We start from the raw sequence: 16704 nt of genomic DNA on the forward strand, positions 1-16704 counted from the left end.
GCGCCCAAATTCATTCTCTTCATTCAGGACCAGACACATGACCAAAGATCGTCTTTATCTGTTCGATACCACCTTGCGCGACGGTGCGCAGACCAACGGCCTCGATTTCAGCGTAGAAGACAAAATTCTCATTGCTGGCATTCTGGATGATCTGGGCATCGACTATGTCGAGGGAGGCTATCCCGGGGCCAACCCGACCGATGATGCCTTCTTCAAGGAAAAACGCACCAAGAAGGCCACATTCACTGCATTCGGGATGACAAAACGGGCAGGGCGCTCGGTGGAGAATGACCCTGGCGTTCAGGCTTTGATCAACGCCGCTTCGGACGCAATCTGTTTTGTTGCCAAATCATGGGATTACCATGTGGATGTGGCGCTTGGCTGCACCAATGAAGAAAATCTTGAAGGGATCGCGGAGTCTGTAAAGGCAACCAATGCGGCTGGCAAGGTCGCTATGGTCGATTGCGAGCATTTCTTCGATGGTTACAAGGCCAATCGGGCCTATGCGCTGGATTGTGTCAAGACCGCCTATGAAGCCGGTGCGCGCTGGGTGGTTCTGTGTGACACAAACGGTGGCACGCTTCCCCATGAAATCACCCAGATCGTCGAGGATGTGCTGACATTGGTGCCCGGTACTCATATCGGTATCCATGCGCATAATGACACCGAACAGGCTGTCGCCAATTCGCTGGCGGCGGTGCGGGCTGGGGTCCGGCAAATTCAGGGCACGCTCAATGGCATTGGTGAACGGTGCGGCAACGCCAACCTGATCACGCTGATCCCGACGCTGAAGCTGAAAGAGGAGTTCGCCGATCAATTCGAGATCGGTGTGCCCGATGAGAAACTTGTCGAACTGACGAGCATTTCGCGTGGTTTCGACGAATTGCTGAACAAGGCTCCGGATCGCCATAGTCCCTATGTCGGGGCCAGTGCCTTTGCGACCAAGGCGGGCATTCATGCCTCGGCCATTTTGAAAGATCCACAGACCTATGAGCATGTGGATCCGGCGCTGGTGGGCAACCATCGCAAGGTGCTGGTTTCCAATCAGGCCGGCATGTCCAATCTGATCGACGAACTCAAACGCATGGGTATCGTGGTTGAGAAGTCCGACCCACGCCTTGTGGATCTGCTCTCCATCGTCAAGGAACGCGAAGCCCATGGCTATGCTTATGAAGGCGCGAGTGCGTCGCTTGAGTTGTTGGCGCGGCGCCATCTGGGCTCGGTGCCTGAATATTTCAAGATCGAGAGTTTCCGTGTCATGGTGGAGCGGCGGCATAATGCCAACGGCGATCTGGTGACGCTCTCCGAAGCGGTGGTAAAGATCTGGCTGGATGGTGAAAAGCTGATGTCGGTGGCTGAGGCAACCGGTCCGGTCAACGCGCTTGACCTTGCCTTACGCAAGGATCTGGGACGCTTGCAGGGCAAGATCGACGATCTAGAACTGGTGGACTATAAGGTGCGTATCCTCAATGGTGGCACCGACGCCATAACCCGCGTTCTGATCGAAAGCCGTGATGGAGCCGGCCACAGGTGGTTTACAGTTGGCGTCTCCGAGAATATTGTAGACGCTTCCTTCCAGGCCTTGTTGGATTCTATTACCTTCAAGCTTCTCAAATATTCCTGATAATGCGCCCCGGCAGCAGATGGTTGCTCTTTGGGCACGGAAACTGAGGCCCTATGAGCCAGATGCGCGATAAAGCCGGGGGCATTGCGCCCGCTTCCGATGGGACATTGTCCTCTGAGACAGCCAGCAAAGACACCCAGATCGGGCTTCTGATGGCCCTGGGGGCCTACGGCTCGTGGGGTATTTTCCCGCTCTATTTCTCGATGCTGGCTCATGTGCCGGCCATTGAGGTGGTGGCGCATCGCATCTCCTGGTCGCTGGTTCTGATGGCTGTGTGGTTTCTCTTGCGCAGACGTTGGGGGGAAGTCTGGCCGGTGTTGAGGCAACCGCGTGTTTTCGGTTTGCTCATTGCGACCGGGCTGCTCGTCAGTAGCAACTGGCTCACCTATGTCTGGGCTGTGGGCCACGGGCAGGCGACAGAGGCCAGCCTTGGCTATTTCATTGTGCCCATGGTCAATGTGGCAACCGGGTATCTGCTATTGTCTGAGCGTCTTTCCCGCTTACAGATTGTCGCGATATGCCTTGCCATATTGTCCATTTTGCTGCAGATGCTGCTCTTGGGCACAGTGCCGATTGTTTCGCTCTTGTTGGCGCTGACATTTGGTGCCTATGGCTATTTGCGCAAAATCTTGCCTGTTGGTGCCAATCTTGGCTTGCTGGTGGAGCTGATCGCGATCACACCCATCGCATTTGGCTATATTCTGTATCTGCAAACCAGCGGGGCGGGGCATTTTGTGTTGTCTGATAAGCCGACAATGCTGCTGCTTATCTTCACCGGGCTGATTACATCCATGCCTCTGATCTGGTTCTCTGGTGCGGCCAAGCGTCTTAATATGATAACCATCGGTATCATGCAGTATCTCAACCCATCCATCCAGTTCATGATCGCCATTTTCGTGCTCAAGGAAAGCATCTCCATGAGCAAGCTGGCAACATTTATGCTGATCTGGCTATCGGTTGCTGTCTATTCCTATGACGCGCTTTCCAAAAGGCGGCATAATCGCGCAAAGTCAAAGGCGGTCTGAGCCTGCGGCCTAGTCTTTACCGGGGGTGATAAGCAGCCAGATCGCTGCTGCAAAAAGCGTTAGACCCGCAATCTTGCGCCAATCAATCGGCGTCGACGATTGTCCGGTGACGCCCAGATAGTCGGCGAGCAGGGCCACGCCCATTTGTCCAAAGACAATAAGCGCTACGGCGGCTGCCGGGTTGACCTTGGCAAAGGCAAAGGCCGAGCCGGTGACGATGATGACGCCGGCAAGGCCGCCAAGCAGCATTTGCAAGATGCGTTGCCAGCCCAGAGGGGCGAGCGTCAATTGGCCGTTATAGGTGAAAAGCGCCAACAGGGAAATGGCGATCAGGCCACCTGCGACATACATGACCAGCCCGGTGCTGGCTGCGTTGTCTGCCAGACTGATGCGGGCTGCCAGAATGGCCTGAAAGGAAATGACAGCGCCGACGATCAGTGCCGCCAGAGCCCCCAGGGTTGCAGGTTGATTCATGAAGCCATCCGGGCAGACTGGACTGCCAATATTTGTTGAAGCCGAGTTTTGCGCGCGGATCCTATGGTATCGGTGCTGATATGGCAACGCGAAGTGTGGATAGAATACGCCCTATCGCGCGCTGCTAAAGAGCGTCGAGACTGCTGTTTCGGTGTGATCCGTCCATCTCTTCTTCGGGGATTTTGGCCACTGCTTCGCGTAGCAAGGGGACGATCTGATCGGTGGATCGGGCGGTCAAAAAGGAAATGCCCATTCCCTGACGAAAGAAGGCCTCTTCTTCCATATGATCGAACAATCGAGCCAGAGGATCCCAGAAGCCATTAATATTGGCCAATAAAATCGGCTTCTTATGTTGCCCCAATTGTGCCCAGGTGAGCATTTCGACCACTTCTTCCAAGGTTCCGATGCCGCCGGGAAGCGCTACAAAGGCTTGCGCTGCATCGAACATCTTGCGTTTTCTTTCATGCATGTCCTTGGTGACGATCAAGTCTTGGACTGTATCGAGCATGACTTCGCGTTCCTGAAGAAACTCTGGAATGATTCCGGTGACATTGCCCCCGTTGTCGAGTACACTCTTGGCAAGAATGCCCATGAGGCCAACTGCTCCGCCACCATAGACAAGCCTGATATCCGCTTTGGCCAATTGTTCGCCAAGCGAGCGCGCAGCATCTGCATAGATAGGTGATTTACCGCTTCCGGATCCGCAGTAGACGCAAATATTTTTTAATTTAGACATGGATGTTGTGTTGCATTGATGTCCGGTCCGGTCAAGCCGGTTGTTGCAAATAGTGCGCTAGTCTTGTCCGGGTGTTAAAAAAAGGTTAGGAATTGGCTTGAAGGTTCAAGACTCTATCATTTTCGGGTGACTCGTTGAACATTCGGGTGCTTTATGCCTTTTCTGCCCTTGTAGGGAAGGCGCTGGACGGCGTGGGAATTGTCGAGCCGATGTCCGTTCTGGTGTTAATTGTGGCATTGCCGCTGATCGGCACAACTGAAGTGTGATTGTAGGATGAAATCTGCTGCTCCTTTTGTCGCAATAGTTTGCGGTGTTTTTGTTGCTCTCGTTGTTGGCATCGCCGCTTTCGGAGACCGAATTGGTCTGGGGAATCTGGCGGATGGTATCAATGACAGCCTGTCGTCTGTTACCTCGCTGGTGTTGCCTGAGAAAGAGCAGACCCAGCCGCCAGTTGAAGCGGCCAAGGAAGAGACTGCTTCCAAGCCGGATAGCGCGCTTGACACCAAAGAGCCCCAACAAACCGCGCAAGCGGAACAAACAGGATCAGATGCGGAGTCCGCAGGGTCTGATCTGGCGCCGACCTTTGATATTGTGCGTGTCGAGCCTGATGGCAATACGCTTGTTGCGGGCAGGGCACAGCCAGGCTGGACCGTGGAATTGAAAAACGGATCGGCCATTCTGTCCAAAGCCGTCGCCAATACCGATGGTGAGTGGGTTATGATCTTGAATGATCCGCTCGGGGAAGGCGTGTCTGATCTTTCCCTTTCGGCCCAGTCAGAAGATGGCGGCGAGGCGATTGCGTCCCAAAGCTCGGTGACGGTTGCCCGTTCTGCGGAAAAGGATGGGGAATTGCTGGTCGTTGAGACCGAGCCGGGCAAGGCCTCCAAGATTTTGGCCAGCATCGCCAAGCCAAAGGCAGCTGAAGCGTCTACTGAGGCGGCAGAACCTGCAGAATCTTCAGGGGAGACAGAGACTGCGTCTGCCGAGACTGCCGGTGATGCTTCTGCCCAAGTGGTCAGCCTTGACAATGCTTCTGTTGGGACGCCAGTTGCAGAGCCTTCTGCTAATGCGGCACCGATGCAAGAAGGAACGAACACCAAAGCGGGCGGCTCCGAGCCAATGGCCGTTGCCAGTAAGGATACGGGCACGGATGCGTTGGTTGATGCCACTCAAGATACAAGCCCTGCGCAGACTGCCGTTGCGCAGGAAAGTGCTTCCGAGCAGGTTGTTCCGGCTCAGGCAGCGCTTGAAAAGCCTGCCGATGATGCTACTGCACAGTCCATCTCGATTGAGGCTGTAGAGATTGAAGGCGATATGCTTTTCGTCGCGGGTGCTGCGGAGCCATCGGGTTCGATGTTGAGGCTCTATATCGATAATGGCGAGGTCGCAAGCGCGCGTAGCGGTGAAAGGGGCCGCTTCCTGTTCGACAATAATGTTTCTCTTGATGCCGGGTCTCATGTTGCCCGTGTGGATCTGCTCGACGGTAGCAATGGTGACGTGTTGACACGCGCCGAGGTGACCTTCTCCAAACAGGCTGGCGGGCTTCAGATCGTCAGCGCGGAAGGCACCCTGGGCGACAAGGTTCAACGCGGTGTGAGCGCGTCGGCAGAATCCGGCGCTGTTGAAACCAAGAAGGTGATCATCCGCCGTGGTGATAATCTCTGGACGATTGCACGCCGTGTCTATGGCGCTGGCATTCGTTATTCCACCATTTACGACACCAACAACGACCAGATTCGCGATCCGCACTGGATCTATCCCGGTCAGGTGTTCGAGTTGCCCAAGGGGCAGGATGGTTGGGATAACAACTTCGATGCGGTTGAGACGCCCGATCTGGGGCAGAATGTTGCGCCTTCGGCTGATGCTGTTGCGGGCTGACACCGCTTTATTTGATTTTGTAAAATGGCCAGAAGCTCGCGCTTCGGGCCATTTTGCGTTTTGATTGCCGATCATGGGCAGGGCCTGGTTGCGTGATCTGAAACACATTTCTTATCGTAAATATGCGATGAAGCCTTGTTTTTGTCTGCGGGTTTCTCTATTAATCGCAATTATGCGATGAATGTGTTGGCCATTTCTGATGGCTCCAAGCGTGACATGGATAAGGATATGGCCGAAATGCAAGAGAATGCAGAGCGAGGGCTTTGCGGGGATGCAAAGACCGACGATTGCTGCTGCGAAGTTGATCTGGAGCTTGCCCGCGCTTTCAAGGCGCTTGGCCATCCGGCCCGTCTTATGATCCTTTCCAAGCTTGGCTCTCATCAGCATTGTTGCGGGGATATCTGCTCTTCCTTGCCGCTGGCCCAGTCCACTGTGTCGCAGCATCTCAAGGTGCTCAGGGAATGTGGCTTTATCGAATGGCAAACGGCGGGCCCGCAATCGCACTACCGAGTGAATTCGGAAAAGGTTTCCTGGTTTCTTGCTCGTAGCGAAGCATTTTTCGCTGGGGTGACAAACTCGCTATCCAATATTGACTAAAGCGCAGAGAACAATGCGCTTTGCCTCCTCTCGGCGCAAGCCGACAATTGCAGGACCAAATTCTTATGACCAAACCACCTTCCATCTCCAAACCGGAGAGTGAAAGTGCTCAGGATATCGATGCAGAAGCGTCTGCATTTTCGACCTTACGCAAATTGTGGCCTTATATCTGGCCCGCAGATAGAAGCGATCTGAAAAAACGCGTTGCCTTGGCTGTTGTCGCCTTGGCATTGGGCAAGATTGTCAATGTGCTCACGCCCTATTTCTTCAAGTGGGCGACCGATGCCCTGACAGATAGCAGTGCACCGGATGGCGTGGGCGCTGTCGGATGGCTCAGCATTCCGGTGATGCTGGTTGCCTCCTATGGTCTGGCGCGCATAACCAATGTTGCTTTTGATCAGATGCGTGATGCATTGTTTGCCCGCGTTGGCCAGCATGCAGTGCGGAATCTGTCTTTCAAGACCTTCGAGCATATGCACAAGCTGTCTTTGCGCTATCATTTGCAACGGCATACCGGTGGCCTCTCGCGCATTATAGAACGCGGTACGCACGCCATTGAAGGAGTGGTGCGCCATACCATTCTGCATGCTGTGCCCACATTCTTGCAGTTTATCTTCATGGCTGCGGTGATCGCCTATCAGTTCGATATCATTTATGTTCTGGTCGTTGTCGGGATGATCGCGCTCTATGTCGCCTTCACCATTCGGGTGACGGCATGGCGCATCGATATCCGGCGCCGGATGAACGAATCCGACAATGAGGCCAACTCCAAGGCCGTCGACAGCCTGCTCAACTATGAAACGGTCAAATATTTCGGCAACGAGGAGATGGAGAGCACGCGCTATGATAGCTCGCTTGGGGTCTACCAGAAAGCCGCTATCAGCACATGGGTGTCACTTGCTTGGCTCAACTTTGGCCAGACCGTGATCTTTTCCATCGGCATGGCGACCTGCATGGGCCTGTCTGCCTATGGGGTTATGCAGGGCACCCAGAGCGTTGGTGACTTCGTGCTGATCAACGCGCTGTTGATGCAGCTGTCCATTCCACTCAACTTCTTTGGCTCCATGCATCGGGAGATCAAGCAGGGGCTGGTGGATTTGGAAGCCATGTTCAGCCTGATGCGCGAGGCGCCGGAGGTTACGGACAAACCTACTGCCGCAAAGCTCGCCGTCGATGGCGGTTCTGTTCGGTTCGACAATGTGCTGTTTCACTATGATGAAGAGCGCCCCATCCTCAAAGGTGTGAGCTTTGAAGTGCCAGCGGGCAAGACCGTGGCCATCGTCGGGCCGTCGGGGGCAGGCAAGTCGACCATCTCGCGCCTGCTGTTCCGATTTTATGATGTCAGCGGCGGCGCGATCACCGTTGACGGGCAGGATATTCGCGATGTGCAGCAGCTGAGCCTGCGGCAGAATATCGGCATGGTGCCGCAGGATACGGTGCTGTTCAACGATACGCTGCTTTACAATATCGGCTATGGCCGTCCGTCCGCGAGCCGGGAAGAGATCGAAGATGCAGCTCGTATGGCCCAGATTTCCGAATTCGTTAAGAGCCTGCCCAATGGCTTTGACACGGAAGTGGGTGAGCGAGGGCTAAAGCTCTCCGGCGGTGAGAAGCAGCGTGTGGCCATTGCCCGTACCATCCTCAAGGCTCCTCCGATTCTGGTGCTCGATGAGGCCACCTCAGCGCTGGATAGCCACACTGAGCAGGAAATTCAGACCGCTCTGGATCAGGTCTCGCAGAACCGGACCACACTGGTCATTGCGCACCGCCTGTCCACGGTGATCGGGGCAGACGAGATCATCGTGCTCGAAGCTGGCAAGATCAAGGAACGCGGCCGCCATGCGGACCTTCTGGCTCAGGGTGGGCTCTATGCCTCCATGTGGGATCGTCAACGCGAGGCAAGCGAAGCAGAAGAGCGTTTGCGTAAGGCGGTTGAAGGGGACAATCAGGGCTATCTGCCAAGCCATGAGCTGCAGCCAGCGGAATGATATGATTCCCGATTATGGAACTAAAAACAAAAATCCCCGGCAACTCAACTGGTTGTCGGGGATTTCTTTGAAATCGATTCGGGTTCGATCCGATTGAGACTTTGATTCAGCTTTTGGCGCTAACGCCTTGAATTTGGATTCAAATTCAAGGCTGGGAATCAGTCGTCGTAAACCGGTGAGCCATATATCTTCCAGCTTGCGGAGCGGAAATCATACATGCGGCCCTGTTCCATGCAATCCGGTACGAGACAGTTCACGATGTGAGGAACCAGCTCGGTTGGATGTGGCAATGTCATCGGGTCTTCCCCGGGAACAGCCTTGGCGCGCATGCCTGTGCGGGTGGGGCCGGGGTTGAAGCAATTGGCCTTCACATTGGTTTGCTGGATCTCGCCAGCATAGGTGCGGACCATGGCTTCCAAGCCTGCCTTTGAGATTGAATAGATGCCCCAATAGGGATTGCATTTATGGGGTGATCCGGACGTCACAAAGAGAGCGCGGCCCGCATCAGATTGGCGTAGCAGCGGATCGAGGGAGCGGATCAGACGCCAGTTGGCGGTCAGGTTTACGCCCATGACCTTTTCCCAATCCTTGACCGGGTCCAGATGAGTGATGGGCGTCACTGCTCCCAGCAAGCCGGCATTGCCAAACAGGATGTCGAGCTTGCCCCAACGTTCATAGATCGCACCGCCGAGGCGGTCGATGGCGTCATAATCCATCAGGTCGAGCGGCACCAGCGTTGTCGAGCCGCCAAGGGCCTGAATTTCATCGTCCAGTTCTTCCAGAGCGCCGACCGTTTTGGCAACCGCGATGATGTGGGCCCCTTCCTTGGCGAGCGCCAGGGATGTGTGCCAGCCGATGCCACGAGACGCGCCTGTAACGACGGCTATGCGATCTTTGAGACGTTGTTCAGTCATCGCTCAAATCCTCTTCTAGTCGACCAGCAGGCCAAGGGCTCTGTGATTTTCCGATGCTTCAAGATCTTTCAGGCGTGTCGGATAGTCGCCAGTGAAGCAGTGATCGGTGAATTGCGGGTTTTTGTTGTCCCGACCTTCATAGCCACAGGCACGGTAGATTCCGTCAATGGAGATGAAGCCAAGGGAATCGGCGCCAATATATTTGCGCATGCCTTCCAGATCATATTGGGCGGCAAGCAGCTTTTCGCGGTCTGGCGTGTCGATGCCGTAATAATCGGAGTGAGTGATTGGCGGGCTGGCGAGCAGCATATGCACTTCGGTTGCGCCTGCATCACGCATCATCTGCACGATCTTGGATGAGGTGGTGCCGCGCACAAGGCTGTCATCCACCAGAACGATGCGTTTGCCCTGAACCTGAGATCGGTTGGCCGAATGCTTGAGCCGCACACCAAGCGCGCGAATCTGCTGGGTTGGCTCAATGAAGGTCCGGCCCACATAGTGGTTTCGCACAATCCCAAGTTCGAACGGAATGTCCGCTTCCTGCGCATAGCCCAGAGCGGCCGGAACGCCGGAATCGGGAACCGGTACCACAACATCTACGTCCAGAGGATGTTCCTTGGCCAGTTCGCGGCCCATCAGCTTGCGCACTTCATAAACAGATCGGCCTGCGATAAAGGAATCCGGACGGGAGAAGTAGATATATTCGAAAATATCGAGGCGGGCAGGCTGTTCGGGGAAGGGATGATAGCTCTCGATGCCATCATCAGTGCAGACCACCACTTCGCCATTCTTGATTTCGCGAACGAAATTGGCGCCGATCATGTCGAGAGCGCAGGTTTCCGAGGCGAGAACCGGAGAGCCATTCAGGTCACCCAGAACCAGCGGGCGAATGCCGAGCGGGTCGCGCGCGCCGATGAGTTTCTTGCGGGTGAGGGCGACCAGAGCGTAACCGCCTTCCATCTGGCGAATGCCATCGATGAAGCGGTCGATGATGTTGGATTCACGGCTCTTGGCGATCAGCTGCAGCACAACTTCGGAATCCGAGGTGGACTGGAAAATAGCGCCACGCTGGATGAGCGAGCGACGCAGGGACATGGCGTTGGTGAACTGGCCATTGTGAGCGACTGCGATGCCGCCGCCTTCCAGCTCGGCAAATAGTGGCTGGACGTTGCGCAGCGCAGCGCCGCCTGCGGTGGAATAGCGGTTGTGGCCAATGGCATTGTTGCCGGGTAGCTTGGCCATTGTCGCTGCGTCGGAATAGTTATCTCCGACCAGTCCGAAGCGGCGCTCCAGATGGAAATGTTTGCCGTCATAGGTGGCTATGCCAGCTGCTTCCTGCCCGCGATGCTGCAGGGCATGCAGGCCAAGGGCTGTAAGCGCTGATGCGTCTTCAAAATTATGGATGCCGAACACGCCGCATTCTTCATGCAGGGTATCGCCTTCGCAGGACCAGTCATCTTGAGCTGCATCCAGGCAGCCTTCTGGAAGGCTGGATGATGGCTCGCTCGAAGCCGGAGTGTTCCGGTTATTAGAGGAGAGGGAGAGAGACGCAGGAGAAAATCCCTTTACCGACATGATCGTGAGATCCTTTCAAGTGAAACGCAAATGGTTTCAAGTCTTTGTTTGAAAGCAAATCGCTTTTGGCACATGCGCTGCCGAGAGGTGCGAAATGCGAGCAGGCCCCCACAAGAGGAAGGCCCGGAGAAACTGTTGTTCTGATGTCTAGAGCAATATGCACCTGAGTGACCTCAAAAGGGATGCAGTGGCTCCAGAATGCAGAATGGCGGGATGTTCCCGCCAATCATGTTGCTGCCATGTCTATCACAGCGCACTCATTTCGTCATCTATGCTTTGGTCATTCCGTGGCCTTTTACCAATTCGAAAATGGAATGACTGCATGTTTATTGGTCCTGCGCCTGCGCTTCCTGATTGAGCTGCAAGGTTTCCTTGATCCGGACTTCAGGATCATCTGGCAGAAGATTGATCAAGCGATCACCAACCGTGTTGAGCAATGGTTTGGCCTTGGCCTGTGCGATCCAGTCGGGCTGTTTGTCGCTGGGAACGAACCAGTTGAAGAACACCATCGCAACGGCCATCAGAACTGCGCCACGAACAGCGCCGAAAACGAAGCCGAGGGTTCTATCCAACGCACCAATGGAGCTGTCGAGCACGAAATCGGAAATCTTGATGGTGATGAAGGACACCACAATCAACGTGACGAGAAAGATGCCAAGTGCCGTGGCCGCTTGCGCCAGAATGGGTTCAGGCAAATAGTTCTTCACATAGGGCAACAGATCCCCGGTGAATTTAAGCGTCGTAAAAGCGGCTGCCAGCCAAGCGGCAATCGAAAGGACTTCACGCACGAAGCCACGGATCATGGCCAAAAAAGCTGAGATCAGCAAGACGATAATAAAAATCCCGTCAAGGAGTGTGATGGGCATTGTTAAGTCATCCTGTGTTTGGCCGAGCACGGGCTGGATGGTGATCAGGCATCGGCGAAATTGCGTTCGTGCCCTTCTATAGGGCTAAGAAAGGGGCAAGAGCAAGGCTTTTCGGGTAACTTCTTATGGCTCTTGTGTGTCCTGTGTCAGGATTTCGGTTCCCGAAGCAATGCGAGCCACCAGATCCGTCAGGGTTGAGAGGTTTGAAAGCTCCAGTTCCGCCGATTTGATCGATTTCTGCGAGGCTTCCGGAACCACGGCTTTGGCAAAGCCCAGTTTGGCCGATTCCTTGATTCGCGATGCTGTGTGCGACACCGGACGCACGGCACCGGACAGACTGACCTCGCCGAAATAGACGCAATCGGACGGAAGGGCGATGCCTGCCAGCGAGGAGACCAGCGCGGCTGCCACCGCAAGATCGGCTGCCGGTTCACTGATTTTCATGCCGCCTGCGACATTGAGATAAACATCGTGGCTGGAAAGACGCACGCCGCAATGGGCATCCAGAACCGCAAGGATCATGGACAGGCGGCTTGAATCCCAGCCGACAACGGCGCGGCGCGGGGTGCCGAGCGGAGACTGGGCCACTAGAGCCTGAATTTCCACGAGCAAGGGGCGGGAGCCTTCCATGCCAGCCAGAACGGCAGCGCCGGGCGTTGAGGTGTTGCGTTCGCCAAGGAACATGGCCGAAGGGTTGGCCACTTGTGTGAGGCCACCTCCGGTCATTTCAAACACGCCGATCTCGTCGGTTGGGCCGAAACGGTTCTTGATGGCGCGCAGAATGCGGAACTGGTGGCCGGAATCCCCTTCAAAATGCAGAACGCCGTCTACCATATGTTCTACAACGCGGGGGCCGGCAATCTGGCCATCCTTGGTGACGTGACCAACGAGGATGACGGCTGCTCCGGTCTGTTTGGCATAGCGGATCATAGCCTGTGCAGACGCGCGCACCTGCGTCACAGTGCCCGGGGCGCTGTCAGCGGCTTCTGTCCAGAGGGTCTGGATCGAATCGATCACGACCATTTGGGGCGGAGGGCCAGAGGTGAGGGTGGCCAGAATGTCTTCCACGCTGGTTTCAGCAGCCAGCTGCACGGTTGCCTCGGCAAGGCCGAGACGGGCCGCCCGCATGCGGACCTGATCAATGGCCTCCTCACCGGAAATATAGACCACGCTGTGTCCATGGTGGGTGAGGGCGGCGGAGGCCTGAATGAGCAGGGTGGATTTTCCGATGCCCGGATCGCCACCAAGCAACAGCACCGAGCCTTTGACGAAGCCGCCGCCAGTGACGCGATCCAGCTCGCCAACACCCGTTTCGATGCGTGGAGCGGGCTTGTCTTCACCTGAAAGCGGCACCAGCTCCACAACCCTGCCGGATTTACCCCTGATGGTTTTGGGAGAGCTGCCGATGCCTGCAGTTTCGACCTCTTCGATGATGGAGTTCCATTCACCGCAGGATTCGCAGCGTCCCGCCCAGCGGTTTGTTACCGCGCCGCATGACTGGCAGACAAATGTCGATTTCTTGCGTGCCATGGTGTGTTCTTTCTCCGAATCCCTGTCGCTTTTCTTTCGAGCGCTTATAAATAGCTGCGAAGGGCGCGCAAGCCAAGGCTTGTCAGAAGTTCATAACTGATGGTGCCTGCCGCCTCGGCCACATCGTCGACAGGGATTTGGCTGCCGAAAAATTCAGCCCAGTCGCCGCGCTTGACCTGCTCCTGAGGAATGCCCGTCACATCAACGATAATCAGATCCATCGTAACCCGGCCAATGATGGGCGCCTGATGACCATTGATGGCGACCTTTGCGCCTTTTTTGAGGTCGCTGCTGCTGGCTGTGCGTAGATACCCATCAGCGTAGCCAAGGCAGAGTATGGCAAGCCGGCTGTTGCGTTTGGTGGTCTCTGTCGCGCCATAACTGACGGATTGTCCCTCGGGCACGTCACGCATGGAAAGCACGCGGCTTTTGAGCGTTGCGACGACCTTCATCGGGCTTTTTTCGCCCTCACAAACCGCTCCGCCATAAAGCGCAATGCCCGGACGGCAGAGATCGAAATGATAGTCTGGCCCCAGGAACACGCCACCAGAATTGGCCAGAGAGGCCTTCACATCCGGGAACAGGGCGCGCACGGCGCGGAATTTTTCCAGCTGGTCCAGATTTTTCGGGTGTTTGGGTTCGTCGGCGCACACCAGATGACTGATAATCAGCTCCAGCGCAAAGGCCGGTTTGGCTGTCTTCCATTGCGTTGAGAGGGCTTCGGCGTCTGCAAAGCTCAAGCCAAGGCGGTTCATTCCGGTGTCGAAATGAATGGCGCAAGGAAGGGCCTCTTCTCTGTTGGCGCAATAATCCTGCCAGAGGGAAACTTCCTCTCGACAGCCCAGCACAGGGCGCAGCTGATGGGCGCGATAATAGTCAAAGCCGTCTTTGCTGTCGTCTCCCACCAGGCCATTAAGCACATAAATGACAGCATCTGGCAGGAGTGTTCGTGCCTTGGCGCCTTCCTGCGGATGAGCCACGAAGAATGTGCGCGCACCAGCCTGCCACAGGGTCTCTGCGGCGGGTTCAAGGCCTGTTCCATAAGCATCAGCCTTGATGACGGCGGCGCATTCTGCGGAGCCTGTTTTCTGCGCCAACATTCGGTAATTGTCGGCAAGGGCCTTGAGATCGATGGTCAGGTGACTGCCGGCAAGGCTCGGGTCTGGTGCGGTGAGATGGGAAATATGGGGGAGAGAAATATCGGGCATGATGCACCTTTTCTGCGCCTTTAGCAGAGGCGGTCGGTTTTCAAAGGGGGAGGGAAAACCGTTTTTCTTGTTTTTGGTAGGGTGGAGCGTCGGGCTCCATGAGTTGGGCGCAGTTTAGTCTGCGCTCCTGAGTAGGTGCAAGCCCAAAAGTCAGTTGGGGGCGCGCTCGGCGAGATGCTTCTTGCGACCAATGGCCAGATAATGAAATTCTCTAACCACGCGCAATGTCGGTTTGACACCAAAGAAAATGGAGCCGATCAGAAAGCACCATGTGCCGGGGATCTGCCAGCTATCATAAAAGAACATAACCGAGCCGACGACGAACAGAAGAGCCGCGGAAAAGTCGACCAGCGTATAGGCGAGCTCATAAGCGGCATAAATATCTTTGTGAGCCTGCGACTGTCGGCTGTTATGCTCTTGAAACATCTTCATCTGGAATGCGAGCCCCTTTTCCTTGGTTGCTTTTGGTCTTTGCATCAGAGCAAACGTGCGACAGGTTTGTCCAGTCTTGCCTTGGTTTCTCTAAGATGGAGTGAGGGTGGCGAGGCCGTAAATCCATTAAGGCGAATGACCAAAGATGAGCCCTAAAGCAAGAAAACGCCCGAAGGCGCTTTCCTGATCTCTGGTCCGTACTCTTATTCGTAAGCCTCGGGGATATATTCGTCGCGCGCCAAATCGGAGAAGCGCGTGAATTCGCCCTGGAAGGCGAGAGGCACGATGCCGGTCGGGCCGTGACGCTGCTTGGCGATGATGACTTCCGCCTTGCCCATGCACCGCTCCATTTCGGACTGCCAGGTGAAATGCTCTTCCGTGCCGGGCTTGGGCTCTTCGCGCATCTTGTAATATTCTTCGCGATAGATGAAGAGCACGACGTCGGCGTCCTGCTCGATGGAGCCGGATTCACGAAGGTCGGCGAGCTGCGGACGCTTATCGTCTCGGGCTTCCACCTGACGAGAAAGCTGGGAGAGGGCGATCACCGGAACGCTCAACTCCTTGGCGAGAGCCTTGAGGTTGGTCGTGATTTCGGTGATTTCCTGCACACGACCCTGAGAGGCCTTGGAAGCGGAACCGGAGAGCAGCTGCAGATAGTCGACGATCAGCAGATCAAGGCCCTTCTGGCGCTTGAGGCGGCGGGCACGCGCGGCGAGCTGGGCGATGGAAATACCACCGGTCGGGTCGATATGCAGCGGCGTGATCTGCATTTCCTGCGCTTTTTGCGCAATGCGGGCAAATTCGTCCTGATCGACCTTGCCTCGGCGGATCTTTTCCGAAGAGACCATTGCCTGCTCGGCGATAACACGGGTGGCCAGCTGTTCAGCGCTCATTTCGAGCGAGAAGAAGCCAACTACGCCTCCGTTGATGGTCTTTAGCGAGCCATCGGGTTGTTCTTCAGAGCGATAAGCGCTTGCGATGTTGTAGGCGATGTTGGTCACCAGCGAGGTTTTACCCATCGCGGGACGAGCAGCAAGAATGATCAAGTCCGAATGCTGCAGGCCACCCATTTTCTGATCGAGGTCGGTAAGCCCCGTGGAGATGCCCGATAGCTGTCCATCACGCTTATAGGCTGCTTCGGCCATCTCGATGGCTTCCGTTGCAGCTGTAGCAAAGGACTGGAAACCGCCCTTTTCGCCGCCGGTTTCAGCCAATTCAAACAGGCGCTTTTCTGCATCCTCGATCTGGATGCGCGGTGGCGTATCGATGGGGGCATCATAGGCAACATTGACCACATCGGTGCCGATCTCGATGAGATTGCGCCGGGTGGCAAGGTCCATGATCAAGAGGCCGTAATCTTCGGCGTTGATAATGGAGGTGGCTTGAGACGCTAAGCGTAGCAAATAGACATCGATCGGCATGTCGGCGATGACATAGTCTGCCGGGAAAAAGGTTTTCAAGGTAACCGGTGAAGCGATCTTGCCGGACCGGATCAGCTTGGACATCTTTTCAAAGATGTCTTGCAGATTCGGATCGAAGAAATGATGTGGCTTCAGAAAAGCCTCTACGCGGTCATAAGTCTGGTTGTTGACCAGAATTGCACCTAGTAGCTGCTGCTCGGCTTCCAGATTGTGGGGCGCCTGACGTGATGTGATATCATCGGCTTTTTCGAGCTTTGCAGCGGTTTCCATGGTCTTACCTCATCCTTGCTGTGAGATGATCTAAATAGCCACAGAGGGCATGCAATTTGAAGCGCTCTGTTTGCTATTCACGGCAATCAACAGCGGAAAAATTTTCCTTCGAATTTCGCTGGACTCTGATGGGCTTTCGAGTCCGTTCGAGAATCGACTCAGAAGG

At 55.5% G+C, this 16704-nt stretch carries 15 protein-coding genes; 6 read left to right on the forward strand and 9 right to left on the reverse strand.

The window, feature by feature from the left end:
- The first annotated feature begins 37 nt into the window (after nt 1–37).
- Complete coding sequence (cimA, locus tag ACKPCT_RS04240; RefSeq protein ID WP_319568488.1) at nt 38–1624, forward strand: citramalate synthase; 1587 nt, start codon at nt 38–40, stop codon at nt 1622–1624.
- 53 nt (nt 1625–1677) lie between these two features.
- Nucleotides 1678–2649, forward strand: coding sequence for an EamA family transporter RarD (gene rarD / locus ACKPCT_RS04245; protein WP_090071797.1), 972 nt, complete (start codon nt 1678–1680; stop codon nt 2647–2649).
- 9 nt (nt 2650–2658) lie between these two features.
- On the opposite strand, the gene ACKPCT_RS04250 is transcribed toward rarD, so the two are convergent.
- Entirely contained in the window at nt 2659–3123 is a 465-nt protein-coding gene (locus ACKPCT_RS04250) for a DMT family transporter (protein WP_319568489.1), read from the reverse strand.
- A 124-nt stretch (nt 3124–3247) separates the two neighbouring features.
- Complete coding sequence (locus ACKPCT_RS04255; protein ID WP_319568490.1) at nt 3248–3859, reverse strand: LOG family protein; 612 nt, start codon at nt 3857–3859, stop codon at nt 3248–3250.
- Nucleotides 3860–3993: 134 nt separating this feature from the next.
- On the opposite strand from ACKPCT_RS04255, the gene ACKPCT_RS04260 reads away from it, so the two are divergent.
- From ACKPCT_RS04260 to ACKPCT_RS04275, 4 genes are all read left to right on the forward strand, one after another.
- Nucleotides 3994–4125 (forward strand): hypothetical protein, encoded by a 132-nt coding sequence (locus ACKPCT_RS04260; RefSeq protein WP_280141760.1) that lies wholly within the window; start codon nt 3994–3996, stop codon nt 4123–4125.
- Between the two features lie 7 nt (nt 4126–4132).
- Nucleotides 4133–5737, forward strand: a complete 1605-nt coding sequence (locus ACKPCT_RS04265; RefSeq protein ID WP_319568491.1) for a LysM peptidoglycan-binding domain-containing protein — start codon at nt 4133–4135, stop codon at nt 5735–5737.
- 135 nt (nt 5738–5872) lie between these two features.
- On the forward strand, nt 5873–6334 hold the full coding sequence (locus ACKPCT_RS04270) for an ArsR/SmtB family transcription factor (protein ID WP_319568492.1): 462 nt from the start codon (nt 5873–5875) through the stop codon (nt 6332–6334).
- 65 nt (nt 6335–6399) lie between these two features.
- Nucleotides 6400–8322, forward strand: coding sequence for an ABCB family ABC transporter ATP-binding protein/permease (locus ACKPCT_RS04275; RefSeq protein ID WP_090071789.1), 1923 nt, complete (start codon nt 6400–6402; stop codon nt 8320–8322).
- Between the two features lie 158 nt (nt 8323–8480).
- Here the strand turns inward: ACKPCT_RS04275 and ACKPCT_RS04280 are convergent, their stop codons facing one another.
- The 7 genes from ACKPCT_RS04280 to ACKPCT_RS04310 form a co-directional block, all read right to left on the reverse strand.
- Nucleotides 8481–9236, reverse strand: coding sequence for an SDR family NAD(P)-dependent oxidoreductase (locus ACKPCT_RS04280; RefSeq protein ID WP_090071788.1), 756 nt, complete (start codon nt 9234–9236; stop codon nt 8481–8483).
- Between the two features lie 15 nt (nt 9237–9251).
- A complete protein-coding gene (purF, locus tag ACKPCT_RS04285) occupies nt 9252–10811 on the reverse strand; it encodes an amidophosphoribosyltransferase (RefSeq protein WP_319568493.1) in 1560 nt (519 codons plus the stop codon).
- Between the two features lie 326 nt (nt 10812–11137).
- Nucleotides 11138–11677: a CvpA family protein gene (locus tag ACKPCT_RS04290; protein WP_090071784.1), complete on the reverse strand. Its 540-nt coding sequence runs from the start codon at nt 11675–11677 to the stop codon at nt 11138–11140.
- A gap of 123 nt (nt 11678–11800) precedes the next feature.
- Complete coding sequence (gene radA / locus ACKPCT_RS04295) at nt 11801–13207, reverse strand: DNA repair protein RadA (protein ID WP_319568494.1); 1407 nt, start codon at nt 13205–13207, stop codon at nt 11801–11803.
- Nucleotides 13208–13251: 44 nt separating this feature from the next.
- The gene (gene alr / locus ACKPCT_RS04300) at nt 13252–14415 is read right to left on the reverse strand and encodes an alanine racemase (protein ID WP_319568495.1); all 1164 of its coding nucleotides are present in this window, start codon (nt 14413–14415) and stop codon (nt 13252–13254) included.
- A gap of 150 nt (nt 14416–14565) precedes the next feature.
- Nucleotides 14566–14892, reverse strand: coding sequence for a YrhK family protein (locus tag ACKPCT_RS04305; protein WP_319568496.1), 327 nt, complete (start codon nt 14890–14892; stop codon nt 14566–14568).
- Between the two features lie 158 nt (nt 14893–15050).
- Nucleotides 15051–16538 carry a replicative DNA helicase gene (locus ACKPCT_RS04310; RefSeq protein WP_090071778.1) on the reverse strand — a complete coding sequence of 496 codons (1488 nt, stop codon included), beginning with the start codon at nt 16536–16538 and terminating at the stop codon, nt 15051–15053.
- Between the last annotated feature and the right edge of the window lie 166 nt (nt 16539–16704).

Source organism: Cohaesibacter marisflavi (assembly GCF_963665895.2).
GTDB classification, from domain to species: Bacteria; Pseudomonadota; Alphaproteobacteria; order Rhizobiales; family Cohaesibacteraceae; genus Cohaesibacter; species Cohaesibacter marisflavi.